Source organism: Pseudorhodobacter sp. (genome assembly GCF_034675685.1).
GTDB lineage: Bacteria > Pseudomonadota > Alphaproteobacteria > Rhodobacterales > Rhodobacteraceae > Pseudorhodobacter.
In genome coordinates this window covers 465,076-487,624 of sequence record NZ_JAUCDA010000002.1, presented here as the reverse complement: position 1 = coordinate 487,624, position 22,549 = coordinate 465,076, and the positions used below count along the sequence as shown (strand labels likewise).

At 58.7% G+C, this 22,549-nt stretch carries 21 protein-coding genes and 1 pseudogene; 18 read left to right on the top strand and 4 right to left on the bottom strand.

The window, feature by feature from the left end:
* Positions 1–260 precede the first annotated feature (260 nt).
* From VDP61_RS02440 to VDP61_RS02355, 18 genes and pseudogenes are all read left to right on the top strand, one after another.
* Positions 261–1,109, top strand: coding sequence for an amidohydrolase (locus VDP61_RS02440; RefSeq protein ID WP_323005342.1), 849 nt, complete (start codon positions 261–263; stop codon positions 1,107–1,109).
* A gap of 265 nt (positions 1,110–1,374) precedes the next feature.
* Positions 1,375–2,967 (top strand): ABC transporter substrate-binding protein, encoded by a 1,593-nt coding sequence (locus VDP61_RS02435; RefSeq protein ID WP_323005341.1) that lies wholly within the window; start codon positions 1,375–1,377, stop codon positions 2,965–2,967.
* Between the two features lie 69 nt (positions 2,968–3,036).
* Complete coding sequence (locus VDP61_RS02430) at positions 3,037–4,128, top strand: Xaa-Pro peptidase family protein (protein ID WP_323005340.1); 1,092 nt, start codon at positions 3,037–3,039, stop codon at positions 4,126–4,128.
* Positions 4,128–5,136: pseudogene (locus tag VDP61_RS02425) on the top strand (ABC transporter permease subunit). The gene VDP61_RS02430 and the pseudogene VDP61_RS02425 overlap by 1 nt, the downstream one beginning before the upstream one ends.
* Positions 5,136–6,050 carry an ABC transporter permease subunit gene (locus VDP61_RS02420; RefSeq protein WP_323005339.1) on the top strand — a complete coding sequence of 305 codons (915 nt, stop codon included), beginning with the start codon at positions 5,136–5,138 and terminating at the stop codon, positions 6,048–6,050. Before VDP61_RS02425 ends, VDP61_RS02420 begins: the two are co-directional and overlap by 1 nt.
* A 3-nt stretch (positions 6,051–6,053) precedes the next feature.
* Positions 6,054–7,031 carry an ABC transporter ATP-binding protein gene (locus tag VDP61_RS02415; protein ID WP_323005338.1) on the top strand — a complete coding sequence of 326 codons (978 nt, stop codon included), beginning with the start codon at positions 6,054–6,056 and terminating at the stop codon, positions 7,029–7,031.
* Complete coding sequence (locus tag VDP61_RS02410; RefSeq protein WP_323005337.1) at positions 7,028–8,035, top strand: dipeptide ABC transporter ATP-binding protein; 1,008 nt, start codon at positions 7,028–7,030, stop codon at positions 8,033–8,035. Before VDP61_RS02415 ends, VDP61_RS02410 begins: the two co-directional genes overlap by 4 nt.
* Before the next feature lie 111 nt (positions 8,036–8,146).
* Positions 8,147–9,475 (top strand): RNA polymerase factor sigma-54, encoded by a 1,329-nt coding sequence (gene rpoN / locus VDP61_RS02405; protein WP_323005336.1) that lies wholly within the window; start codon positions 8,147–8,149, stop codon positions 9,473–9,475.
* Between the two features lie 207 nt (positions 9,476–9,682).
* Complete coding sequence (locus tag VDP61_RS02400; RefSeq protein WP_323005335.1) at positions 9,683–11,218, top strand: ABC transporter substrate-binding protein; 1,536 nt, start codon at positions 9,683–9,685, stop codon at positions 11,216–11,218.
* Positions 11,219–11,242: 24 nt separating this feature from the next.
* Complete coding sequence (locus VDP61_RS02395) at positions 11,243–12,250, top strand: ABC transporter permease (protein WP_323005334.1); 1,008 nt, start codon at positions 11,243–11,245, stop codon at positions 12,248–12,250.
* Positions 12,247–13,140: an ABC transporter permease gene (locus VDP61_RS02390; protein ID WP_323005333.1), complete on the top strand. Its 894-nt coding sequence runs from the start codon at positions 12,247–12,249 to the stop codon at positions 13,138–13,140. Before VDP61_RS02395 ends, VDP61_RS02390 begins: the two co-directional genes overlap by 4 nt.
* Positions 13,137–14,129 carry an ABC transporter ATP-binding protein gene (locus VDP61_RS02385; RefSeq protein WP_323005332.1) on the top strand — a complete coding sequence of 331 codons (993 nt, stop codon included), beginning with the start codon at positions 13,137–13,139 and terminating at the stop codon, positions 14,127–14,129. Before VDP61_RS02390 ends, VDP61_RS02385 begins: the two co-directional genes overlap by 4 nt.
* The gene (locus VDP61_RS02380) at positions 14,126–15,133 is read left to right on the top strand and encodes an oligopeptide/dipeptide ABC transporter ATP-binding protein (RefSeq protein WP_323005331.1); all 1,008 of its coding nucleotides are present in this window, start codon (positions 14,126–14,128) and stop codon (positions 15,131–15,133) included. Before VDP61_RS02385 ends, VDP61_RS02380 begins: the two co-directional genes overlap by 4 nt.
* Positions 15,130–16,194: a C45 family peptidase gene (locus VDP61_RS02375; RefSeq protein WP_323005330.1), complete on the top strand. Its 1,065-nt coding sequence runs from the start codon at positions 15,130–15,132 to the stop codon at positions 16,192–16,194. The genes VDP61_RS02380 and VDP61_RS02375 overlap by 4 nt, the downstream gene beginning before the upstream one ends.
* Before the next feature lie 27 nt (positions 16,195–16,221).
* Positions 16,222–17,223 carry a sigma-54 interaction domain-containing protein gene (locus VDP61_RS02370; RefSeq protein WP_323005329.1) on the top strand — a complete coding sequence of 334 codons (1,002 nt, stop codon included), beginning with the start codon at positions 16,222–16,224 and terminating at the stop codon, positions 17,221–17,223.
* Positions 17,224–17,379: 156 nt separating this feature from the next.
* Positions 17,380–18,750, top strand: a complete 1,371-nt coding sequence (locus VDP61_RS02365; protein ID WP_323005328.1) for an acyclic terpene utilization AtuA family protein — start codon at positions 17,380–17,382, stop codon at positions 18,748–18,750.
* Complete coding sequence (locus VDP61_RS02360; RefSeq protein ID WP_323005327.1) at positions 18,747–19,076, top strand: DUF4387 domain-containing protein; 330 nt, start codon at positions 18,747–18,749, stop codon at positions 19,074–19,076. The genes VDP61_RS02365 and VDP61_RS02360 overlap by 4 nt, the downstream gene beginning before the upstream one ends.
* A 219-nt stretch (positions 19,077–19,295) precedes the next feature.
* Positions 19,296–20,948, top strand: a complete 1,653-nt coding sequence (locus VDP61_RS02355) for an alpha/beta hydrolase (RefSeq protein WP_323005326.1) — start codon at positions 19,296–19,298, stop codon at positions 20,946–20,948.
* Between the two features lie 142 nt (positions 20,949–21,090).
* Here the strand turns inward: VDP61_RS02355 and VDP61_RS02350 are convergent, their stop codons facing one another.
* From VDP61_RS02350 to VDP61_RS02335, 4 genes are read right to left on the bottom strand one after another with little or no spacing between them, the layout of a single operon-like run.
* Entirely contained in the window at positions 21,091–21,354 is a 264-nt protein-coding gene (locus VDP61_RS02350; RefSeq protein ID WP_323005325.1) for a DUF6522 family protein, read from the bottom strand.
* A complete protein-coding gene (locus tag VDP61_RS02345) occupies positions 21,351–21,584 on the bottom strand; it encodes a hexameric tyrosine-coordinated heme protein (protein ID WP_323005324.1) in 234 nt (77 codons plus the stop codon). Before VDP61_RS02345 ends, VDP61_RS02350 begins: the two co-directional genes overlap by 4 nt.
* Before the next feature lie 3 nt (positions 21,585–21,587).
* A complete protein-coding gene (gene ccoS / locus VDP61_RS02340; RefSeq protein ID WP_323005323.1) occupies positions 21,588–21,746 on the bottom strand; it encodes a cbb3-type cytochrome oxidase assembly protein CcoS in 159 nt (52 codons plus the stop codon).
* Positions 21,743–22,540, bottom strand: a complete 798-nt coding sequence (locus VDP61_RS02335) for a DUF2189 domain-containing protein (RefSeq protein WP_323005322.1) — start codon at positions 22,538–22,540, stop codon at positions 21,743–21,745. Before VDP61_RS02335 ends, ccoS begins: the two co-directional genes overlap by 4 nt.
* Positions 22,541–22,549 lie beyond the last annotated feature (9 nt).

Sequence of the window (22,549 nt, the reverse complement as noted above, 5' to 3'; positions counted from 1 at the left end):
GCCCGATGGTTTCTGACAGGGACAGCAAAGATGAAGGATTATTTGCCCCAGGACGCAGCGCGCGCCTGCATGATCCGTCGGGCCTGGCCGCCGATGGCGGGTGGCCCGGTGAGTGTTCGGGTTGATGGGGCGCATCACCAATGCTCCGACGGGTTTTTCCTGCATCCCGGCACGCCTGATGCGAAACCTTGCAAAGTGGCCGCTTATCCAAGCACCGGGGCCGCCACAGCCCTTTGCCAAAACAACCCGGAGTAGTCGCTATGACCAAACTGATTGATACCCATCAGCACCTTATTTACCGCGATGTTGCGGGCTATGGATGGACAGGTGATATTCCGGCCTTGGCCGGGCAGGATTTTACGCTGGGGCGCTATCATGGCCTGACAGAAGGGGCCGGGGTTGTTGGCGCGCTGTTTATGGAAACCGGGGTTGATGATGGCGATTACAAGGCCGAAGCCCGTTTTGTCGCCGGGCTTGCGCGTGCGCCCGAAAGTGGCATTCTGGGGATTATCCCGTCTTGTCGCCCCGAGGAGGACGCGGGCTTTTCCGATTGGCTGGATGAGGCGGCAGGCCTGGGGGCGGTTGGGTTTCGCCGGATCTTGCATGTGATGCCGGATGATCTTTCGACATCCGAGACTTTTCGCCGCAATATCCGGGCTGTTGGCCAGCGCGGCTTGCCGTTTGATCTGTGCATTTTGCCGCGGCAAATGGGGCAGGGGGCTGCGCTTGCCCGTGCTTGCCCGGATACGGTGATGATTCTTGACCATTGTGGCGTGCCAGATATTGCGCAGGGTGAAATGGCCCGGTGGTACAGCGGGCTGCAAACGCTGGCAGATCTTCCGAATGTCTATTGCAAACTGTCTGGCCTGCTTGCCTATTGCGGGCCGGGTGATGCCTCACTTGATGCAATCGCCCCCTATGTTGCAAAGGCGTTAGACCTTTTTGGGCCTGACCGTATGCTTTGGGGCAGCGATTGGCCGGTCGTTGACATGGCGAATGGCCTGCAGCATTGGCTGGAAATCACGCAGGCCATCCTGTCGGAGCTATCAAAGGATGAAGCCGCAGCCATCGGCACGAAGACGGCACAAAATGTCTATAAGCTGGCGTGAAATGTGGTTCCGCCCCGTAAATCATCGCAAACGGTACGAGGCAAGGGCCTGTACCGTCTTGATGCACCGTTAAAGTGCCTTGTCGTCCCTTGCAAAACATTACTCGATCGCCATGATGGGCAGCACTGGCCTTTGTATAATGGCCACAACCCAACGATCAAACTTGAACAAAAGGCCGATATGATGTGTATGTGCCCGTATAAAGCGAAGCACCTGCGACTGAAATCATCTGGGGCCGTATCGCGTTACAACAAGGGAAGACAAAATGTCTCTTAAAACAACACTTGCAACCGGTCTTGTCATGACCGCGCTTTTGGCCCCTGCGGCCTATGCCAAAACAATGGTTTATTGCTCTGAAGGTTCGCCCGAGGGGTTTGACCCGGCGCTGTATACGGCCGGGACCACGTTCAACGCGTCCTCTCATCCGGTTTACAACCGTCTTGTTGAATTTCAGGGTGCCACGACGGCAACCAAGCCAGCACTTGCTGAAAGCTGGGAAGTTTCCGAAGACGGGTTGGAGTATACTTTCAACCTGCGCAAAGGCGTCAAGTTCCATTCCAGCGACAAGTTCACCCCGACCCGCGACTTTGGTGCTGATGACGTTATCTTCACGTTTGACCGCCAGCGCCTGGAAGACAATCCCTATTACAAGGTTGAAGGCGGAAGCTGGGAGTATTTCAACTCCATGTCGATGCCAGAGCTGATCAAAGAGATCGTGAAGATTGACGATAACACGGTGAAATTCGTGTTGAGCCGTCCCGAAGCGCCGATGATCGCGAACCTTGCAATGGATTTCGCCTCTATCGTGTCCAAGGAATACGCCGATGCGATGCTGGCGGCAGGCACGCCAGAGATGGTGAACCAGGCGCCAATCGGCACCGGCCCGTTCACGTTTGTCGCCTATCAAAAAGATGCGGTGATCCGTTATGCGGCAAACCCCGACTATTGGGAAGGCGCGTCGCCTTTGGACAATCTTGTCTTTGCGATCACCACGGATGCTTCTGTCCGCTATCAAAAGCTGAAGGCGGGCGAGTGCCACCTGCTGTCTTATCCCAACCCGGCTGATGTGGCCGCGATGCAAGCCGATCCTGAAATCGTCGTGCAAGAGCAAGAGGGCCTGAACGTAGGCTATCTGGCCTATAACACCAAGGTTGCCCCGTTTGATAATGCCGAGGTCCGCAAGGCCTTGAACAAGGCGATCGACAAGCAGGCGATTTTGGATGTGGTATTCCAAGGCTCTGGCAGCATTGCGAAAAACCCGATTCCACCGGCGATGTGGTCGTATAACGACGCGGTGCAGGATGATGCGTATGACCCGGAAGCCGCAAAGAAGATGCTGGCCGATGCGGGTGTCACTGATCTGTCCATGAAGATCTGGGCGATGCCGGTGCAGCGCCCCTACAACCCCAACGCCCGCCGCATGGCCGAGCTGATGCAAGAAGATCTTGGCAAGATCGGCGTGAAGGTTGAAATCGTTTCCTATGAATGGGGCGAGTATCTGGAGCGGTCAAAAGCCGAAGATCGTGACGGTGCGGTGCTGTTGGGCTGGACAGGTGACAATGGCGATCCGGATAACTTCCTTGCCGTGCTTTTGGGCTGTGACGCCGTGGGCGGTTCCAACCGTGCACAGTGGTGCAACGCAGACTTTGACGCGCTGATCCAAAAGGCCAAGGTCGTTTCCGATCAGGCGGAGCGCACCAAGCTTTATGAAGAGGCTCAGGTCATCTTCAAAGACCAGGCCCCTTGGAATACGATTGCCCACTCGTTGACGTTTACCCCGATGAGCAAGAACGTCGAAGGCTATCAGATGAGCCCGCTTGGTTCGGTGCGCTTTTACGGCGTTGATCTGAAAGAGTGATCTGAACCGGAAGGGGGCCAGCAGGCCCCCTTCTTTCCCAACCCTCCCCCTTTGCCAAGGTAAGAACCCATGACCGACCGTTATGCCGAACATCGCCGCATTGCCCGCGATCTGGGCGTTGATGCTATTGCCCTTGTTCCTGGTTTCAATTTTGAACGGCTGTATAACGCCGGTTTTAGCAGCTTTGAGCGCCCGATGGTCATTATCATTCCGGCCGAGGGTGCACCTGTGGCGCTGGTGCCCAATCTTGAACTGCTGTCTTTTGCGGCCCTTGGCTTTGAAGGTGAGGTGTTTGATTGGCGCGATCAGACTGGATATAGCGATGCCTTTGCCGCTATGGCCGCCCATCTGCCGCTGAAATCGCTGGCGGTTGAAGGCCAGGTGATGCGGGTTTTCGTACATCACGCGCTTGCCACTGCATGGCCGGGTTTAAGGATTATTGATGCTGAAAAGCAGATTTCCGGCCTGCGGTTGCGCAAAACCCCGGATGAAGTCGCCGCATTGACCCGCGCTATCCGCCTGTCCGAGGCGGCGCTGGCCGAGACTGTGGCGGCGGTAAAAGTTGGCATGACCGAACGCGAGGTGGAAAGCCTGCTGGTTGCCGCCCTGTTTCGCAACGGCGCACAGGGCCTGGCCTTTGGGCCGATTGTGGCAGCGGCGGGCAATGCCGCGATGCCGCACGCCCATGCCCGCGATGTGGCGCTGCGGGCCGGTGACGCGCTGCTGATTGATTTTGGCGGCCGCAAAGATGGTTTCGCCGCCGATATTACCCGCACCTTTTTCATCGGCCATGCCGACGACCGCGCGCATCAGGTCTATGACACGGTGTTGCGCGCCAATTTGGCGGGGCTTGCCGTTACCCGCGCGGGCATAAGCGCCCATGAGATTGATGACGCGGTTATTTCTGTGCTTGAGGCATCCCCCTTTGCCGATTATATTCGCACCAAGACGGGCCATGGTTTGGGGCGCGATGTGCATGAGGCCCCCTATATCATGCGCGGAAACCATGAAATTCTTGCCGCTGGCACCGTCTATACCAACGAGCCGGGGCTGTATATTCCGGATGAAATCGGGGTCCGGATTGAAGATGATGTGCTGGTCACCGAAGGCGGCTACATCTCCTTGACCGAATATCCCAAAGACCTGACGGTGATTGGCTGATGCTGAAATATCTTGCTTCGCGGCTGCTGACGTTTCTGCCCACTTTTATTGGCGTTACGTTGATTTCTTTTGCGTTCATTCGGATGTTGCCGGGCGATCCGATTACCGTGATGGCGGGCGAGCGGGGCGTCTCGCCCGAACGCTATCAGGAACTGATGCAGCAGCTTGGCTTTGATCAGCCGATGTATGTGCAATATTACGAGTATCTGAAAGGGGTGTTGCAAGGCGATCTTGGCACCTCTTTTGTGACCAAAAAACCCGTTTGGGATGAGTTTTTTACCCTGTTCCCCGCGACGCTGGAACTGTCAATCTGTGCCATGATCTTTGCCGTGGCGCTGGGCCTGCCTGCGGGGGGTGATTGCCGCCGTGAACCGCGGCAAGTTTTTTGATCGGGCGTTGATGTCGACGGCGCTGATCGGCTATTCGATGCCGATTTTCTGGTGGGCGCTTTTGCTGATCATCGTGGTGTCGGGGTGGCTGGGCTGGACCCCGGTTTCAGGGCGTATCAGTCTGATGTTCTATTTCTCCAATTCAACGGGCTTCATGCTGATTGACAGCCTGATGTCGGGCCAGAAGGGCGCGTTTTCCTCTGCTGTCAGCCATCTGATCTTGCCGACTATCGTGCTGGGGACCATCCCTTTGGCGGTGATCGCGCGGCAAACCCGGTCAGCGATGCTGGAGGTGTTGTCAGAAGACTACATCCGCACCGCCCGCGCCAAGGGTCTGTCGCCCTTTGGCATCAACGGCGTCCACGCGCTGCGCAACGCGCTGATCCCGGTGATCACGGTGATCGGCTTGTCGGTTGGCACCTTGCTGGCTGGCGCGATCTTGACCGAGACGATTTTTTCATGGCCGGGCATTGGCAAATGGATGGTCGACAGTATTTTCCGCCGTGACTATCCGGTGGTGCAAGGTGGGCTGCTGCTGATCGCCGTAATGGTGATGATTGTTAACCTGACCGTGGACGTGCTTTACGGCTTCATCAACCCCAAGATCAGGAAACGCTGATGACCGATACAACGCAAACCCCGCCCGACCAGCACGCCGAACAGCACGCGCGGCCGGGGCGCCTTTCGGAGTTTTGGCATTACTTCCGCGAAAACCGCGGGGCTGTGTTTGGAATGTGGGTATTTGCGGCGTTTGTCGCGGTAGCCATTCTGGCCGATATCATCGCGCCCTATGACCCGACCCAGCAATTCCGGCAAAATCTGCTGCAACCGCCGTTTTGGCAAGAGGGTGGAACGACCGCATTTCTGTTGGGAACAGATGCTGTGGGCCGCGATATGCTGTCGCGCCTGCTGCATGGCGCGCGCTATTCCTTTTATGTTGGTATTGTGGTCGTTACCGTTGCCGCCACGGGCGGGATATTGATCGGGCTGGTGGCCGGGTTTGCGCCGAAATGGGCCGATACCATCATCATGCGGGTGATGGATATCATTCTGGCTTTTCCGTCCTTGCTGCTGGCGCTGGTTCTGGTCGCCATTCTGGGGCCAAGCCTGACCAACGCGATGATCGCTATCGCCATCGTTTTGCAGCCGCATTATGTGCGCCTGACGCGGGCCAGCGTGATGTCGGAGTTGTCCAAGGATTATGTCACCGCGTCCCGCACCACCGGCGCGGGCCTTGCGCGGTTGATGTTCATCACCGTGCTGCCGAACTGCATGTCACCGATCATCGTGCAGGGGGCCTTGTCGTTTTCCACCGCGATTCTGGATGCGGCGGCGCTGGGCTTTTTGGGTATGGGTGCGCAGCCACCAACACCGGAATGGGGCACCATGCTGGCCGAGGCGCGCGAATTTATCTTGCGGGCGTGGTGGGTTGTCACCTTCCCCGGCCTTGCCATCCTGATCACGGTGCTGGCGATCAACTTGATGGGTGACGGTTTGCGCGACGCGCTCGACCCCAAGCTAAAGCGGAGCTGAGCCATGCCCCTGTTGGAAATTCGTAACCTTTCCGTTGATTTCACCACCGCTTCGGGGGCCTTTCGGGCCGTGGATTCGGTTGATGTGTCGGTTGATAAAGGAGAGATTTTGGCCATTGTCGGCGAAAGCGGCTCTGGCAAATCAGTGTCGATGCTGGCGCTGATGGGCCTGCTGCCATGGACTGCGACAATCACCGCCGATGTGATGCAATTTGAAGGCCGCGACCTGCGCACCTTGTTGCCAAAGGCGCGGCGCAAGATTGTCGGCAAAGATATCGCCATGATCTTTCAAGAGCCGATGTCCTCGCTCAACCCCTGTTTTACGGTGGGCTTTCAGATCAAGGAAGCCTTGCGCCTGCATATGGGCATGGACCGCGCCGCGCGCCACAAACGCGCGATCGAGTTGATGGAGCTGGTCGGTATTCCGGCGCCAGAAAGCCGTCTGGGCACCTTTCCGCATCAAATGTCGGGCGGCATGAACCAACGGGTGATGATAGCGATGTCAATCGCCTGCAACCCAAAGCTGCTGATCGCGGATGAACCGACGACCGCGCTGGACGTGACGATTCAGGCGCAAATCCTTGATCTGCTGACCGGATTGCAGCGTGATACCGGTATGGGCCTTATCCTGATCACGCATGACATGGGTGTGGTCGCCGAAAACGCTGAACGCGTCTCGGTGCAATATGCAGGCCAAAAGGTTGAGGAACAGCCGGTGCATGACCTGTTCGCACGGCCACATCATCCCTATACCGCCGCGCTGCTGGCCGCCCTGCCCGAGCGTGCCACCGAAAAGCTGCTGCCAACCATTCCGGGCGTGGTTCCGGGGCAGTTTGACCGCCCCAGGGGCTGCCTGTTCTCGCCGCGTTGCGCCTATGCGGATGATCGTTGCCGCAGCACGCCGCCTGTGCCTTGCAGCGCCGATCTGGGCCTTGCGCGCTGCCATTATCCGCTGAACGCGACCGAGGAGGCCGAGGCATGAATGACACGCCCGTGATCATCGCTGAAAACCTGAGCCGACATTACGAGGTGGGCGGCGGGTTGTTTCGCAAACCGCAAATCGTGCGCGCCTTGTCCGAGGCCAGCTTTACCCTTTATCCCGGTAAAACACTGGCGGTGGTGGGCGAAAGCGGCTGTGGCAAATCCACGCTTGCGCGCCTGATCACCCTGATCGAGGAGCCGACCTCTGGGCAGTTCCAACTGGCAGGCAAGGCCGCCACAAAGGAAAACTGGCCCAGCCTGCGTACCGATGTGCAGATTGTGTTCCAGGATCCCTACGGGTCTTTGAACCCACGCCAGAAAATCGGCGCGATTCTGGAAGAGCCGTTAAAGATCAATCGCCCTGAAATGACCGCAGTCGAGCGCACCGAAAAAGCCCGCGACATGCTGCGCATGGTTGGCCTGCGCCCCGAGCATTTTGACCGCTACCCGCATATGTTTTCCGGCGGCCAGCGTCAGCGGATCGCTGTCGCCCGCGCCCTTATGCTGGACCCCAAAGTCTTGGTTCTGGATGAACCGGTTTCGGCGCTGGATCTGTCGATTCAAAGCCAGATCCTGAACCTGTTGACCGAATTGCAGCAGCGCATGGGCCTTGCCTATCTGTTCATCAGCCATGATCTTTCGGTGGTCAAACATATGGCCGATGATGTGATTGTTATGTATCTGGGCCGCCCGGTGGAAACCGGAACCAAGGCCGAAATCTTTGATGAACCGCGTCACCCCTATAGCAAGGCGTTGCTGTCGGCGACGCCGGTCGCTGACCCCGGCGCGATAAAACACCGCATCAAGCTGGAGGGTGAGCTGCCCTCGCCGATGAATGTGCCGCCGGGCTGTGCCTTTGCGCCACGATGCTGGAAGGCCCAAAAGCGTTGCCGCGCCGAACGCCCGTTGCTGGAGGGCACGTCGCATCTGACCGCGTGCTTTTATCCGGAATCTTCTGCCGCGCCCTCTGCCGCCGCGCCCCAACCAAAGGCAACATCTGGCTGATATGGCTGCTCCGGGGCGTTCCGGGGGTGCTTTACCCAGGGTTTGCTTGCTGGACTTGTGGTGCTGGCTGGCACAGGATGGCCGCAAAGCCCTGTCACAGATGAGCAGTGAATGTATGGTCAACCAACGCTTCAGCTAGCGCAAACCCGATCCTTGACGATGACCGGGGCGCTGCGGCAGGCGATATCCCTGCTGCAGCTTTCCAACGCAGAGCTTTCTGCACGTCTGACCGCACAGGCCGAGGTGAACCCGTTTCTGGTGGTCCGTCTGTCAACCCTGCCCGTAAAGGCCTGGCTGTCTGATCGCGCCCCCCCCTATCCCATCACGCCAGAGATGCGAGGGCCGCAAGGGCAGGGCGATGCTGCCGAGATGGCGGGCGCGATTTCAACCGGGCTTTGGGGCCATGTCCTTGCGCAATTGCCGCTTTTGGTGCGCAGCGCCGCAGATCACCACATCGCAGAAGCCTATGTTGCCGCCCTTGATGCCAATGGTTGGCTATGCCGCACCGAGGCAGAGGTGGCGCGTGAATGTGGTTGCAGCATCGACCGGGCAAAGGCCGTTTTAAGTGCCCTGCAACAGGCCGAACCCACCGGTTTGTTTTCGCGGAACCTGTCTGAATGTCTGCGGCTGCAGGCGATTGATTTGGGTATTCTTGACCCGGCGTTTGACAGGTTGCTGGATAACTTGCCGCTGCTGGCCGAAGGCGATCTGGCGGCGGTGGCTGTGCATATCGGCTGCGATGTTGATCGGGTCGCGGATATGCTGCGCGCAATCCGGCAAATGAACCCGAAACCGGGCTCTGTTTTTGCCGCCGAGGCGTCACCTGTGGCCGAGCCTGATATCATCGTGCGGCAGATAGGCACGCGCTGGGTGGTGGAATTGAACCGTTCCAATCTGGCTGCGGTTGAGGTGAAAGAGGTCGACGCCGCCACTGATGAGTTGCGGGCCGCGCGGTGGTTGGTGCGGGCCGTTGCGCGGCGCAATGCCACAACTTTGCGGATAGCCCGCGCGCTGGTGGCGTATCAGGTCGATTTTGTGACCAAGGGCGTGTCACATCTGCGCCCCCTGACCCTTGCTGATCTGGCGGCGCAAACCGATTTGCATGTCAGCACGATCAGCCGTGTTACAAATGGAATGATGGTGGCCGTGCCGCGAACCACGCTGATGCTGCGTGATTTTTTCGGGCGGGCTGTGGATGAGGAGGACGGCCCGACAACAGCCGCGATCCGTCAGGATATCTTGTGCCTTGTCGCTGCCGAAGATCCGGCCAAACCCCTGAGCGATCAGCAGATACAAAGGCACTTTGCCCAAAAAGGCATCCCCTTGGCGCGGCGAACTGTCGCAAAGTACCGACAGCTATTGCGTATCCCGGCCTCTGCTGCAAGGCGTAGCAAGGCGCGGCTGGATTGTGCGGCCAAAGGGCATTCCAAGCGCGTGTGATATTTGCGCCTGCTGCGCGAAATGCGCGCAAGGCGCGGCCCGCTACCAAGCTTTGCAATTGCAAAAAACTGCGATCTGCTTTCAAAGCACTGTGATTGTTTGAAAATTATTTCATGGAAGATTGTGGCACGAATTTTGCATCTAAAACCATGACCACTCAGCACTAGCCTAACTTTGACTTGGGTGGCTAATAAGGGAGAGGAAACTATGACTAGCATGCACAGAATGCTGCTGGCGACCGCTGTGGCGGTTGTCCCCGGCCTATACGGCGCGCAAGCCGCCGACCTGATCGTGGGGTTCACGCAAGAACCCTATACGCTTGATCCGGCCAATCACCGCAACCGCGAAACCGAAACCATTATCCGCAATCTTTATGACGGAATGGTAACGCGTGACGCGAATATGCTGGTGGTGCCAGAGATCGCCGAAAGCATCACCCAAATATCCCCTACCGTTTACGATTTCAAAATCCGCAGTGGTGTCAAATTCCATGACGGGTCAGAGATGACGGCAGAGGATGTGAAATTCACCTTGGACCGGATCACCCAAGAGGCCGCTATGGGCAATGGCGAAACCAGCCCCCGCAAAAGCCTGATGGGGCCGGTTGCCTCGGTCGAATTGGTTGACGGCAACACTGTTCGTATCAACCTGTCCGAGCCATGGCCGATTCTGCCTGCAATGCTGCCGAACCAGCAGATTGTCTCGAAAGCCTTTGTTGAAAAAATGGGCACCGAGGGCATGGCAACGGCTGAAAATGGCACCGGGCCGTTCAAGCTGACCGAATGGCGCAAAGGCGATGCCATCATCATGGAACGGTTTGACGATTATTACGGCGGCTCGCCAGATATGCCCCCGGTTGGCAAGGCCTGCGTGGACCGTGTGATCTTCAAGATCATTCCCGAAAGCGCGTCGCGTGTTGCGGCCTTGCTTGCGGGCGATGTCCATATCATCAACGAATTGCCCACATTCTCGATCGCGCAGGTCGAGGCGAATGAGGGCACCAAGGTGATGACCGTGAACGGCACCCGCAGCTTTTTCATCGCGATGAACACGCAGGGCGAGATTTTTGATGATCTGAAGGTACGTCAGGCGGCAGCCCATGCGCTGGATAAAGACCTGATCATCGAAAAGATCCTGAACGGCAACGCCGCGCGGATTGAGGGTATCTTGTCACCAGACGCGTTCGGTGCCAGCGAATTGCCGATTCTGGCCTATGACCCGGAACAGGCCCGCGCCATGTTGGCCGAGGCAGGCTTTCCCGATGGCATTGACGTAACGCTGGATACAGACGGTTCCAACAAGGAAATCGCCGAAGCGATTGCATCGGTGTTGACCAAATCGGGTATTCGTACCTCGGTCGCTGTGGGTGAGGCAGAGCAACTGTCGCTGAAATGGCGCACCAAGGGCGAGCCGAAAACCGGCGATATGTATTTCTCCAGCTGGGGGAATGGTTCGCTTGATCCGTTTGACATCTTTACGCCAACCCACCGCACCAATGATCGCGGCAACTCTGCTGGCTATGCCAACCCAAAACTTGATGCGCTTTTGGATGCTGCCGGCATTGAACTTGACGCGGAAAAGCGTGCGGGCATGTACCGCGAGGCAGAATTGATGGTGAATGCTGACGCCCCCTATCTGTATCTTTGGGTGCCGCAAGATGTTTACGGCGTGTCGAACAAGCTTAGCGGCTGGCAGCCAAGTGCCGACAGCCGGATGAACCTGCACGACGCCTGCATCAACTGACATCTTGAAAACGGGGGGACGGATATGAGTGTAGGAAAACTGCTGGAGCGGTTGTTGCAACTGTTACCTGTGCTGCTTGGTGTAAGCCTCATCGTCTTTGTGATGATGGCGCTGACACCGGGCGATCCGGTTGGGATCATGATCGGTGACCAAACCGTCACCCCCGAACAAGAGGCCGAATTGCGCCGCGGTCTGGGCCTTGACAGGCCTGTCGTGGAGCGGTTCTTTATCTTCCTGGGCAATGCTGTCCAGGGAGATTTCGGCCAGAGCTTTTATCATCGCCGCCCGGTAAGCACCGTGATTGCCGAGCGCCTGCCCGCCACGATAGAGCTGAGCCTTGTGGCGCTGATCGTGGCCCTTGCCACGGCCATTCCGCTGGGCGTGCTGGCAGCCATCCGCAAAAATTCCATTCTTGACCGCTTGGCGACCATTGGTTCGCTTCTTGGTGTTTCGCTGCCGGGGTTCTGGTTCGGGATTTTGCTGATCATGCTCTTTGCGGTTCAATTGAAAATTCTGCCGGTGTCAGGCCGTATCGGTTATTCGTCCGAGGTGTTGCCGATCACGCATTTCCTGCTGATCGACACTTTGCTGCACGGCAATTTTCGTGCCTTTGGCGATGCGCTGTCCCATATCATCTTGCCTGCGATCACCCTTGGCCTGCCAATGACGGCGATTTTGATGCGGGTCACGCGGACCTCCATGCTGGAGGTGCTGCGCCAGGATTATGTGACCTTTGCCGAGGCAAAGGGCCTGTCACGCCGCCGGGTGCTGTTTCGCCATGCGCTTAAAAACGCACTTATCCCGACGGTTTCCGTGGCCGCGATTGAAACAGGCAGCCTGCTGGGCGGCAATATGATCGTTGAGACGGTGTTCGGCTGGCCCGGTCTTGGGCGGCTGGTGGTGGAAAGCATCTTTTTGCGCAACTATCCGTTGGTTCAGGCGGCGGTGCTGTTTTACGCGGTCACCTATGTCTTGCTGAACTTTTTTGCCGATATCCTTTACACCGTCCTGAACCCGAGGGTGAAACTGTGAATACTGCAATAGCTTCCATGCCGGTAAAGGCAGACAGCCCGTTTCGTCGCAACATGGCAATCTTTGCCGAAAACCGCCTTGCCGTGGGCAGCGCTGTTGTGGTGGTGTTGTTCATCATCATGGCAATCGCAGCCCCGCTGATCGCACCGCATGACCCGAATGAAACCGACCTGTTCCGGCGCTTGCAGCCCCCCGGTTGGAAAGTTGGGGGCGACTGGTCTTTTGTTCTGGGCTGCGATGCGCTGGGACGGGATATTTTATCGCGCATCATCTATGGCTCTCGGATTTCGATATTTATCGGGGCGGCGGTGATCTTGGTGGCCACGACCGTTGGTATCGCGGCGGGCTTGGCGGCGGGTTACTTGCGCGGCTGGGTTGATGTGGTGATTTCGCGGGTTGTCGATATCCTTTTGGGCTTTCCCTACCTGATATTTGCGATTGGTTTGATGGCGATGATGGGGCCGGGCCTGGCGAATATCATCATGGCGCTGGCCTATAAGGAATGGGTGATCCCCTGCCGCGTCGTGCGCGGCGAAACCTTGGCGGCACGAGAGCTGGAATATGTCGAGGCCGCCCGCGCGCTTGGTGCCTCCAGCCGCCACATCATGATGAAGGAAATTTTGCCGAACATCCTGTCACCTGTCATCGTGGTCGCGACCATCCGCATCGCGCATGTGATTATCCTTGAGGCGTCGCTGTCCTTCCTTGGCCTTGGTGTGCAACCGCCGACCGCCTCATGGGGGTCGATGGTTGCCGATGGTCGCGCATTTATTCTAGAGGCTTGGTGGGTTTCCACTTTCCCCGGCTTGGCAATTTTGTTGCTGGTGCTGGCAATCAATGTCGCCAGCCAAGGCCTGCGCGACGCTTTTGACCCGAGGTTCAGCGAATGAGCGCTTTGTTGGAGGTAGCCGGTCTGCGCACAGTGTTTGAAACCCGCGCCGGTGATGTCTGGGCCGTGGATGGCGTGGATGTGACCGTGAACCGGGGTGAGTGCCTTGGGATTGTGGGCGAAAGCGGGTCGGGCAAAAGCGTGACATTTGCCTCGGTAATGGGCTTCGTGCGCAGTCCGGGGCGGGTGGCGGAGGGCAGTATCACCTTTGACGGCACCGATTTGTGCGCCCTGACCCCGGACCAGATGCGCGCCATTCGCGGCCGTGATATTGCAATGACCATGCAAGATGCGCTGACCGCGCTGAACCCGGCCCTGACCGTGGGCGAGCAAATTGGCGAGGTGTTGGAGGCGCATGATCAGACCCTTCCCGCCCGTGGGCATGCCCGACAAAAGGCGATCCGTGACAAGTCGGTGGAAATGCTGGGGCTGGTCGGTATTCCCAGTGCGCAAGAACGCTTGCGCCAATACCCGCATGAGTTTTCGGGCGGGATGCGCCAACGGATCATGATTGCGATTGCGCTGGCCTGCCGCCCCAAACTGTTGATCGCGGATGAGCCGACAACCGCGCTGGACGTGACCATTCAGGCGCAGGTGCTGGAACTGATCACCGACATTCGCCAGCGGCTGGGGATGAGCGTGGTTCTGATCACCCATGACCTTGGCGTGGTGGCCGAACATTGCGACCGGGTGATGGTGATGTATGCGGGGCAAGTGGTAGAGCAGGGGCCGACGCGCGACGTGATCCGCGACCCAAAGCACCCCTACACGCGGGGCCTGCTGCGCTCGATCCCGCGCATTTCGATGCGGGGGCAGCCGATCCAGCCGATTGAGGGGCAAGTGCCGGATCTGATCGGGTTGTCCGGGCAGTGCCGCTTTATGTCGCGTTGCCCCCTGGCAATTGAGGCGTGCCGCAACCCCATCGCCATGCAACCCATTGGTGCGGACCGAAAGGTTCGCTGCATCCGCGCCGAGGAGGCGTTGCCATGAGCTTTCTGAAAGTCGAGAACCTGTCGAAACATTACGGCGGTCAGCGCCGCCTTGCCGATTGGGTGACGGGTAACAAACCCTTTACCGTGCGGGCGGTGAATAACGTCAGCCTGACAGTGGAAAAGGGCGAGATTCTGGGCCTGATCGGGGAAAGCGGCTGCGGAAAATCCACGCTTGGCCGTGCGATTTTACGGCTGCATGAGCCGACCTCGGGGCGGGCGATTTTTGACGGCACCGACCTGTCTACGCTGGACGCACCTGCGCTGAAGGCGATGCGGCGGCGGATGCAGATTATCTTTCAAGACCCCTACGCCTCGCTTAACCCGCGCCGAACGGTCGCGGAAATCGTCGGCCTGCCGTTGCAACTGCACGGCATCGCCAGCGGCGAGGAGGCCCGCGCCATTACCGCCAAGATCATCGAACGGGTCGGGTTGAAACCCAACCAGATGGATCGCTATCCGCATCAGTTTTCGGGCGGTCAGCGCCAGCGTATCGGCATCGCCCGCGCGCTGGTCTCCAACCCCGAATTTATTGTCTGTGATGAACCGGTTTCGGCGCTGGACGTCTCTATTCAGGCGCAAATCATCGCCTTGCTGCAAGAGTTGAAGCAAGAGATGGGTCTGACCTATCTGTTTATCAGCCATGATATTTCGGTGATCGGCTATCTTAGCGATAAGGTCGCGGTGATGTATCTGGGTGAGATTGTAGAGATGGGGCCGGTGGATGCCGTGCTTGCCCGCCCGCGCCATCCCTATACGCAAAGCCTGATGTCGGCGGTGCCCGATATTGACAATCCGGGCAAGGGCGCGCGGGTGCGCTTGACGGGCGATCTGCCCTCGCCCGTGTTGCCGCCGTCGGGGTGCAAGTTTCATACCCGTTGCCCGCTGGCCATCGACATTTGTCGTCGCACGGCCCCGGTGACGGAAACGGTTGGCCCCGGCCATCAGGCGGCGTGTCACCGGCTGGCCGAAGGCATTGATATTTCACAAACAGGTGCAGCATGACCGTTCTTTCCCTATCCGGCACCGCCCATGCGCGCGGGTTGGCCCAAGCAAACGGGGCCGACGCCGCCCAAATTCGCCGCGCAACCGTGGGCCGGGTCGAACTGGCCCGCGCCGATGGCTTGTTTGACAGCGCCGCACTGGCCTATCTGGCCGCACAGCGCGACTTCATGCAGGCCGCCGACCCGGCAGGTATGGCCGAACTGGCGGGCATTGCCGAAGGCTTTGGCCTGTCAGAACCCGACCTGTTCCAACACCTGCACCTTGGCACCCTGCGCGATATCAAGGGCGGGGCTGCAATGATTGACGGGTGCAGTGCTTGGGCTGTGGCATCTGGGCCAGATGGGCCGATGGTGGTGAAAAACCGCGACTTTTCGGGCCAGCACCTGGGGATTCAACGGGTTGCACGCCATGCGGGGCCGGATGTGAAAACCGGCGCGATGCTGTGCCTTGGCAGCCTTGGCAGCCCCGGCGCCTATTCGTCGGGGATGAACGCCGCAGGGCTTGCCCTGGCCGATACGCAGGTGCCGGTGGCCACGCACCGTGTCGGTTGGTTGCGCTATTTCCTGATGACGCGGATTTTGGCGGATTGTGGATCGGTGGCGCAGGCCGTGGCCTTTATCAAACGCATCCCCCATGCGGGCGGCGGCACGCTGATTTTGGCCGATCGCAGCGGCGATACTGCGGCGGTTGAACTGGGGGCGGCTGGCCCGCAAATCACCACTGGCGGGACCGTTTGGCGCACCAACCACTATGTATCCGATGCGCTGGCAGCGGATACGCTGAAGCCCAAGGGTGATGTGATCGCCAGCAATTCGCCGGACAGGTTTGCGTGTTTGTCTGCGCGGCTGCCCAGGCAGGTATGGTCGGTCACCGATGCCAAGCGATTGATGGCAACGCATCCCGATGACGGCCCGGATGCAGCACCTATTTGCCAGCATGGCGAAGGCGATGGCACCATGACCATTTCCTCGGCCGTTTATTCCTGTAAGCTGGGCGGAATGGATATTTGCACCGCCAATCCCTGTTCCGGCAACTGGACCCGCCTGTCCCTTGTCGCCTGACCGGCTTGGCTGAAAAAAGGGCCGGTCATGGGTGAGGACGTTGCGGATATTTGCCAAAGCCTGGTCGGGGGCCACCCCAATACGCTGCGCCTGCGGCAGATGGCCCGGCGGGTTGCGGTAAGCCCTGCGCGGACAGTTCTGATCTATGGCGAAACCGGCACTGGCAAAGGGTTGGTGGCCGAAACAATTCATCGTCTGTCACCGCGCAGCACCCATGAGTTTGTTGATATCAACTGTGCCGCAATCCCCGCCAGCTTGCTGGAATCCGAACTGTTCGGGCATGAAAAGGGTGCCTTTACCGGCGCGGTAGAGCGCAAACTGGGGCTGGTAGAGGTTGCCAATCGCGGAAGCATCTTTCTGGATGAAATCCGCGAAATGGACATGATGATGCAGGCGAAATTGCTGTCGGTGCTGGATACGCAAAAGTTCCGCCGGGTTGGGGCGGTTCGCCCTGTTACGGTTGATGTGCGCTTTATCGCCGCCACCAATAAGGTTTTGTTAAGCGAGGTGAATGCAGCGAAGTTTCGCGAGGACCTGTATTATCGGTTGCAGGTTGTTGCCGTAAACCTGCCGGCGCTGCGTGATCGTGGCGATGATGTGCTGGTTCTGGCCGCCCATTTCATCAAGGTATTCAACAAGTTTTACGCCCGCGATATCAAGGGGCTTGCGCCCGAGGTGGAAGACATCTTTCGGCGCTATCGCTGGCCCGGAAATGTGCGCGAACTGCGCAACCTGCTGGAACGGATTTTTATCCTGGAAGACGAAGATATTGTCGCTGTGCATCATATGCCCGACAGGATTTTGCGGGCGGTACGCGGCGATGGCGCAAAGCTGCCCACGCCGGATGCCGCCAAGACACTGCCGCTTGATGGCAGTTTTCGCGATGCAACCGAGGCCTTTCAACGGCAGGTGATAGAGCGGGCCCTGCAGCGCAGCCACGGCAGCCTGCAACATGCGGCGGAAAGCCTTGATCTGAGTAGGCACGCGCTGCGGCATCAGATGGCCAAGCTGGGCATTGCAAAAGTATAAAAGCCGCGCACGGTTTGCGTGGTTTTCGCGCGGGGTGATCTGGCGCCTCCCTTTGCTTTCATATTTCTTTTTAATTACAATGACTAACGTCGTGCAAATTGGTGGCATGAATTTTGCATCTAAGGGGGTAATGAAATCGCAGCATGGAGGCCGGACATGGCATCTTTACGAATTATCTGCCCCAATGGCCATTTGGGCTTTGCCCCGCTCAAGACCGAGAGCTTTCACATCGCGGTAGAAACCAAGCCCGATTTTATCGCCGCCGATTCTGGCAGCGATGATATCGGTCCGGGCCCGCTTGGCCATGATGTTTGCGCCAGCCCGAAGGCATGGCAGGAACATGACCTGGAGGAAATGCTGCTGGCCTCGCGCCGCATCGGGGTGCCAATGATCATCGGCTCGGCAGGCGATACCGGCACCAACAGCCGCGTCGATATGTATGTCGAAATGATCCGCGAGATCGCGGCCAAGCACAAACTGCCGCCGTTTCGTGTGGGGTGGTTCTATTCCGAAGTGGACCGCGAGTTTGTGCGCGCGAAAATCCGTGGCGGCTCGCCGATCACGGGGCTGGATGCGCGCGAAGATCTGACCGAGTCGGAACTTGATGCCACCAATCGTATCGTGGCGATGGCGGGCGTGCATCCCTTCCTGAAACTGCTGGAGGATGGCTGCGATGTGATCATTGGCGGGCGCTCGTCCGACAGTGCGATTTTCGCCGCCGCGGCCTTGCACAAAGGCTACCCCGAGGCGCAAAGCTATTACCTTGGCAAGGTGCTGGAATGTGCATCGTTTTGCGCCGAACCCTACGGCGCCAAGGAAACCGTGATGGGCGAAATTACCGCCGATCACGTTGAAGTCACCGCGATGAGCCCAAGCCAGCGCTGCACCGTGGCATCGGTGGCGGGGCATGCGATGTACGAACGCTCCAACCCGTTCCATGAATTTGTGGCGGGCGGTATGCTGGATATGACCGATTGCCACTATGACCAAGTGGCCGACAAAACCACCCGCGTCACCGGGATGGAGTTTGTTCCGGCGGAACAGTTCCGGGTAAAGCTGGAAGGCTCTGGCAAAGTTGGAGAGCGGTTCGTGGGCATGGCGGGTATTCGTGACCCCTATACCGTTGCCAACGTCGATGCGGTGATCGAATGGGCGCGCAACCAAACGATAGAGCGTTTTGGCCCTGACGGCTGGGAATTGCACTATAACGTCTTTGGCCGCGATGGCATCATGGGGCCGATGGAACCGCTGCGCGACCAGCCGGGGCATGAGCTGTGCGTGATGGTTCAGGGCGTGGCACCCACCGTGGAAATGGCCGAAGAAGTCACCATGACCGGCACGCGTCAGATGTTCTATGCCCGCCTGCCTGACGTGAAAGGTACTGCTGGCGGCGTGTCTTTTGTGCTGGATGAGGTGCTGCGCGCCAGCCCCGCCTACCGCTGGACGCTTAATCACACGATGGCGGTGGATGACCCGCTGGAACTGTTCCCGACCCACTCCGATATGGTGACAGGAGATGCAGCATGAATACCCGTAAAAAACTGTCTGATCTGGCCAAAACCATCCGGTCCAAGAACGCAGGCACTGATAAAATCACCTTTGACATCATCTTTCGCGAAAAGGCGACTTATGACATGGTGAAACGCTCTGGCGCGCTGACGCCGGACAGCGTTTGCGCCCTGCTGAGGGTTGATCCTGCGCGGCTGACCGATTTCGTGGAATATGATCCGGCCTATGCGATCAAATTCACCATCCTGCGGCTGCGCCCATCGGGCAGCGCGGGCGATGGCGATATCTTTGGCGCGCAACAATACGCACCGTTTCTGGATCTTGAGGTCGATATAAGCGCCTGACCAAGCCAATTTCGCCGCCTGTTTGCCGCCAATCCCGATTGGTGCGAATGGGCGGCGTGCCTTTTATGGTCGAATGTGGATTTTCCCAACTCGGGTGCCACACCAGACGGATTTACGATTGCGTTTTGTTTGCCGCCACCTTTGCAGTTGCGCTGCCTGTCATGCTAACAGGGGGGCGATGCGGCTGCACCTGCCGCGCCGCAAGCAAAGAGGCGACTGATGCACATTTTTGGCAAGACCGGCCTGACAGTGCTGCCGCTGCTCTTGGGGCTGCTGTTTCTTGCGGCATCGCTGACGCCTTCGCTGATCCCGCGCGGATGGCAGACACAGGGCGCGCTGGGCGGGTTGCTCATGGCGCTTGGCTATTTGATCGGTCGGGTTTGCGTGGGCCTGTGGTGGGTTTTGGGCTTGCCTAAACTTAAGGGCCGCCTGGCGGCATTGGTCAATCTTGCTGCGGCCATACCCACCTTTGTCACATTGGTTCTGTGTCTTGGCCAAACGCAAGACTGGCAGAACGGTATCCGTTCGCGCATGGGAATGGAGCTGGTGGACAGCAGCCACACCTCGCTGATGCTGTTGCTGGCCCTGGCTGTGTTTACCACTTTGGTCATCCTTGGTTTTTTGGTGCGTCTGGCCTTTGATGTGCTGAGGCGCCGTCTTTATCGGTATATGCCACGGCGCAGTGCCGATATCGCCGGGTTTCTGCTGACAGTGCTTATCATCACGGTGGTCACGCGGGATGGTCTGTTGGATAAGGTGATCGCCAACCTGGACAAATCGGTGACCGTGGCGCAAAATCTTTTTGATACCGCGCCACCCGCACCCAATGGCAGCGCTATTCCCGGTGGCGAAGGCTCTTTGATTGACTGGGGCGCAATGGGGCAGCCGGGGCGTGATTATGTTACCGCGGGGCCGGATGCCGCAGCGATTGCTGCCTTTACCGGGCGTGCGGCCTTGCAACCGATCCGGGTCTATGTGGGGTTGGCGCAGGATGAAACGCCCGAGGCGCGTGCCGGGGTTGCGTTGGCAGAACTGAAGCGGCTGGGTGGGTTTGATCGTAAAATCCTGATTATCGCCATGCCGACAGGCACGGGTTGGCTTGACCCGGGTGCGGTTGACACGGTGGAATATATGCATGGCGGTGACATTGCGACGGTGGCGGTGCAATATTCTTATCTGCAATCACCGCTGGCGCTGATCCTTGAAACCCGTTCTGGCCTTGATCAGGCGCAGGCGCTGATTTCAAAGGTGCATGGCTATTGGAAAACGCTGCCAAAGGAGGCGCGGCCCCGGCTTTATATCCACGGGCTCAGCCTTGGCGCGTGGTCCTCGATGCATGGGACGGGGCTGGTTGCGCTGTTGGATGACCCGATCAACGGCGCGTTTTGGGCGGGGCCACCCTTTCCATCCGCGATGTGGACCAGCATCAATGCCGAGCGTGAGCCCGGCAGCCCTTACGTTCGGCCTACCATTGGCGATGGCCGCTTGGTTCGCTTTGCCGCGCACAACCAGGATGCAGGCGGGCCCGAGGGGTGGGGGAATATGCGTTTGGTCTATCTGCAATATCCCAGCGACCCTATCGTGTTTTACGAGCCGACATCGGTATTTCGCGCGCCGGTCTGGATGACAGAGCCGGCCGCGATGGATGTCTCACCCGAGATGCAGTTCATTCCCGTGGTGACGCAATTTCAACTGGCCGTGGATATGGTGTTGGCCAACACCGCGCCGGATGGTCACGGCCATGCCTATTATGGGCCAGACTATGTTCGGCCCTGGGTCGCGGTTACCGACCCGGAAAACTGGTCCGAGGCCGATAGCGCCCGCCTTGCAGCCCATTGCGATGCTGGTTTCAAGCTGGGATGCCGACATTGATGCATCCGGGCCAAAGCGTTTCGCCTTGGGCCATGTTTCAAGCTAAAGGCGAAACGCGCTATGTGATGGGCGGTGATTCAAGTCAAAGCCGAAACGCCATAGGTGGCCCATTCAACATGCGCGAACTTGATGGGCGTGCCGATCAGCGCTGCGGGCGCAGCGTATCAAAACTGGCGCGCGCCAGAATTTCTCCGGCGGCATCCACCGTCAGCCGCAATGCGCGGTCTTTGTGAAAAAACGTCAACCGCCAGCGCCCGGCATCTGCATCCACGCCTTTTTCACAGCGTGAGGTGATCTTGCCGTCTTTCATTTGCAAGGGCACCTCGGCCGCTTGCAGATGAAAGGCGTCCGCCAGAATTTGGGCTTCGATCACAAAGCCCTCATCACCAACGGAAATGCCCGTCATGACGGTTTGTGCCAATAGCCATTCGCCGCCGCCACCGTTGCAAAATGCGTGGCCACAACCTGGCTTGACGCGATCAGCGCATCGGCGTCATTCGCGTAAACCGGGCGCAATTTTTCGCGCACTTCGGCATCTGGCTGGGTCATTTTAACCGCAACCCGTGCCATTTTGACGGCAAGGTTATAGCCCTCTTCGGGGGTGGCGGTGATCAGGGTGGGAAGCCAGGTTGTCATAGGTCAGTCCTTTTCATTTTGGGGTGTAACGGGGTCAAGGATGCGCGCGGCATTGCCCACGGGGTCGTCAAACTGATCACTGCGCATGGCCCAAAGAAAGGCAAGCAGGCCAACAAGCCCCATGCCGATTGATAGCGGGATAAGGATGAAAAAGCTGCTCATGGCCCATCCCTGTTCATTGCTTGCCAGGCGTGCCAGGTGCCGTGACCAAGCACCGGAAACACGACCGCCAGCGCCAAAAGCCCGGTTGCCGCCGATACGGCCATGCCAATAGTAATGATCGCCGCCCATGCAAGGCAAGGCGCAAGATTCTGCGTGGTCATGCCAAAGCTCAACCCCAACGCGGTCAGCGCGTCAACCCGGTTTGTCATCATCATCGGCACCGAAAACAGACTTAGCGCAAAGGCAAAAGCGGCAAACAGCCCGCCCACAGCCGCACCCACCAGCAACAGCGCCCAGCCGCGCGGCGTGGTCAGCACATTGGTCAGCGCATCCGCCGCCCCCGGAAACGGGGCCATGCCAAAGAACAACGCATACAGCAGATCAGCGGCGCGCAGCCAAAACAGCACCAACATCCCCAGCATCAACCCGGCAAAGGCCAGTTGTGCCGTCGATTCAGGCCGCACCAGCAACATCTGCCCCAGCGAAGTTTTTTCACCCAATGCCTTGCGGCGACTTTTTTCATACAGCCCAAGCGCCAGAAACGGCCCGACAATCAAAAACCCCGCGATTGCAGGCAAGGCAAGGTACAGCAACCCCGAGGCCGCCAGTACCCAAAGCACCGCATAAGACACCAGCACCAGAAAAACGCCGTAAGCAAGGCTTGTTCCCGGTGCCGCACGCATGTCGGCCCAGCCCTCTGCCAGCCACGTCAACGCCGCAGTTGCAGGCAGGTTACGGGCAAGGCGCGACGGCGCAGGTTGCGGCGCTTGCAGGGTCGGAAGTGGTTCCAGCATATCAATCCC

What these genes read in the sequence shown, in the direction of transcription:
- VDP61_RS02370 (WP_323005329.1), top strand. Translation starts at nt 16,222, where the DNA reads ATGGGTGAGGACGTTGCGGATATTTGCCAAAGCCTGGTCGGGGGCCAC.
- VDP61_RS02410 (WP_323005337.1), top strand. Translation starts at nt 7,028, where the DNA reads ATGAATGACACGCCCGTGATCATCGCTGAAAACCTGAGCCGACATTAC.
- VDP61_RS02355 (WP_323005326.1), top strand. Translation starts at nt 19,296, where the DNA reads ATGCACATTTTTGGCAAGACCGGCCTGACAGTGCTGCCGCTGCTCTTG.
- VDP61_RS02385 (WP_323005332.1), top strand. Translation starts at nt 13,137, where the DNA reads ATGAGCGCTTTGTTGGAGGTAGCCGGTCTGCGCACAGTGTTTGAAACC.
- VDP61_RS02400 (WP_323005335.1), top strand. Translation starts at nt 9,683, where the DNA reads ATGACTAGCATGCACAGAATGCTGCTGGCGACCGCTGTGGCGGTTGTC.
- VDP61_RS02350 (WP_323005325.1), bottom strand. Translation starts at nt 21,354, where the DNA reads ATGACGGGCATTTCCGTTGGTGATGAGGGCTTTGTGATCGAAGCCCAA.
- VDP61_RS02430 (WP_323005340.1), top strand. Translation starts at nt 3,037, where the DNA reads ATGACCGACCGTTATGCCGAACATCGCCGCATTGCCCGCGATCTGGGC.
- VDP61_RS02415 (WP_323005338.1), top strand. Translation starts at nt 6,054, where the DNA reads ATGCCCCTGTTGGAAATTCGTAACCTTTCCGTTGATTTCACCACCGCT.
- VDP61_RS02365 (WP_323005328.1), top strand. Translation starts at nt 17,380, where the DNA reads ATGGCATCTTTACGAATTATCTGCCCCAATGGCCATTTGGGCTTTGCC.
- VDP61_RS02420 (WP_323005339.1), top strand. Translation starts at nt 5,136, where the DNA reads ATGACCGATACAACGCAAACCCCGCCCGACCAGCACGCCGAACAGCAC.
- VDP61_RS02360 (WP_323005327.1), top strand. Translation starts at nt 18,747, where the DNA reads ATGAATACCCGTAAAAAACTGTCTGATCTGGCCAAAACCATCCGGTCC.
- VDP61_RS02375 (WP_323005330.1), top strand. Translation starts at nt 15,130, where the DNA reads ATGACCGTTCTTTCCCTATCCGGCACCGCCCATGCGCGCGGGTTGGCC.
- VDP61_RS02380 (WP_323005331.1), top strand. Translation starts at nt 14,126, where the DNA reads ATGAGCTTTCTGAAAGTCGAGAACCTGTCGAAACATTACGGCGGTCAG.
- rpoN (WP_323005336.1), top strand. Translation starts at nt 8,147, where the DNA reads ATGTATGGTCAACCAACGCTTCAGCTAGCGCAAACCCGATCCTTGACG.
- VDP61_RS02345 (WP_323005324.1), bottom strand. Translation starts at nt 21,584, where the DNA reads ATGACAACCTGGCTTCCCACCCTGATCACCGCCACCCCCGAAGAGGGC.
- ccoS (WP_323005323.1), bottom strand. Translation starts at nt 21,746, where the DNA reads ATGAGCAGCTTTTTCATCCTTATCCCGCTATCAATCGGCATGGGGCTT.
- VDP61_RS02440 (WP_323005342.1), top strand. Translation starts at nt 261, where the DNA reads ATGACCAAACTGATTGATACCCATCAGCACCTTATTTACCGCGATGTT.
- VDP61_RS02335 (WP_323005322.1), bottom strand. Translation starts at nt 22,540, where the DNA reads ATGCTGGAACCACTTCCGACCCTGCAAGCGCCGCAACCTGCGCCGTCG.
- VDP61_RS02435 (WP_323005341.1), top strand. Translation starts at nt 1,375, where the DNA reads ATGTCTCTTAAAACAACACTTGCAACCGGTCTTGTCATGACCGCGCTT.
- VDP61_RS02395 (WP_323005334.1), top strand. Translation starts at nt 11,243, where the DNA reads ATGAGTGTAGGAAAACTGCTGGAGCGGTTGTTGCAACTGTTACCTGTG.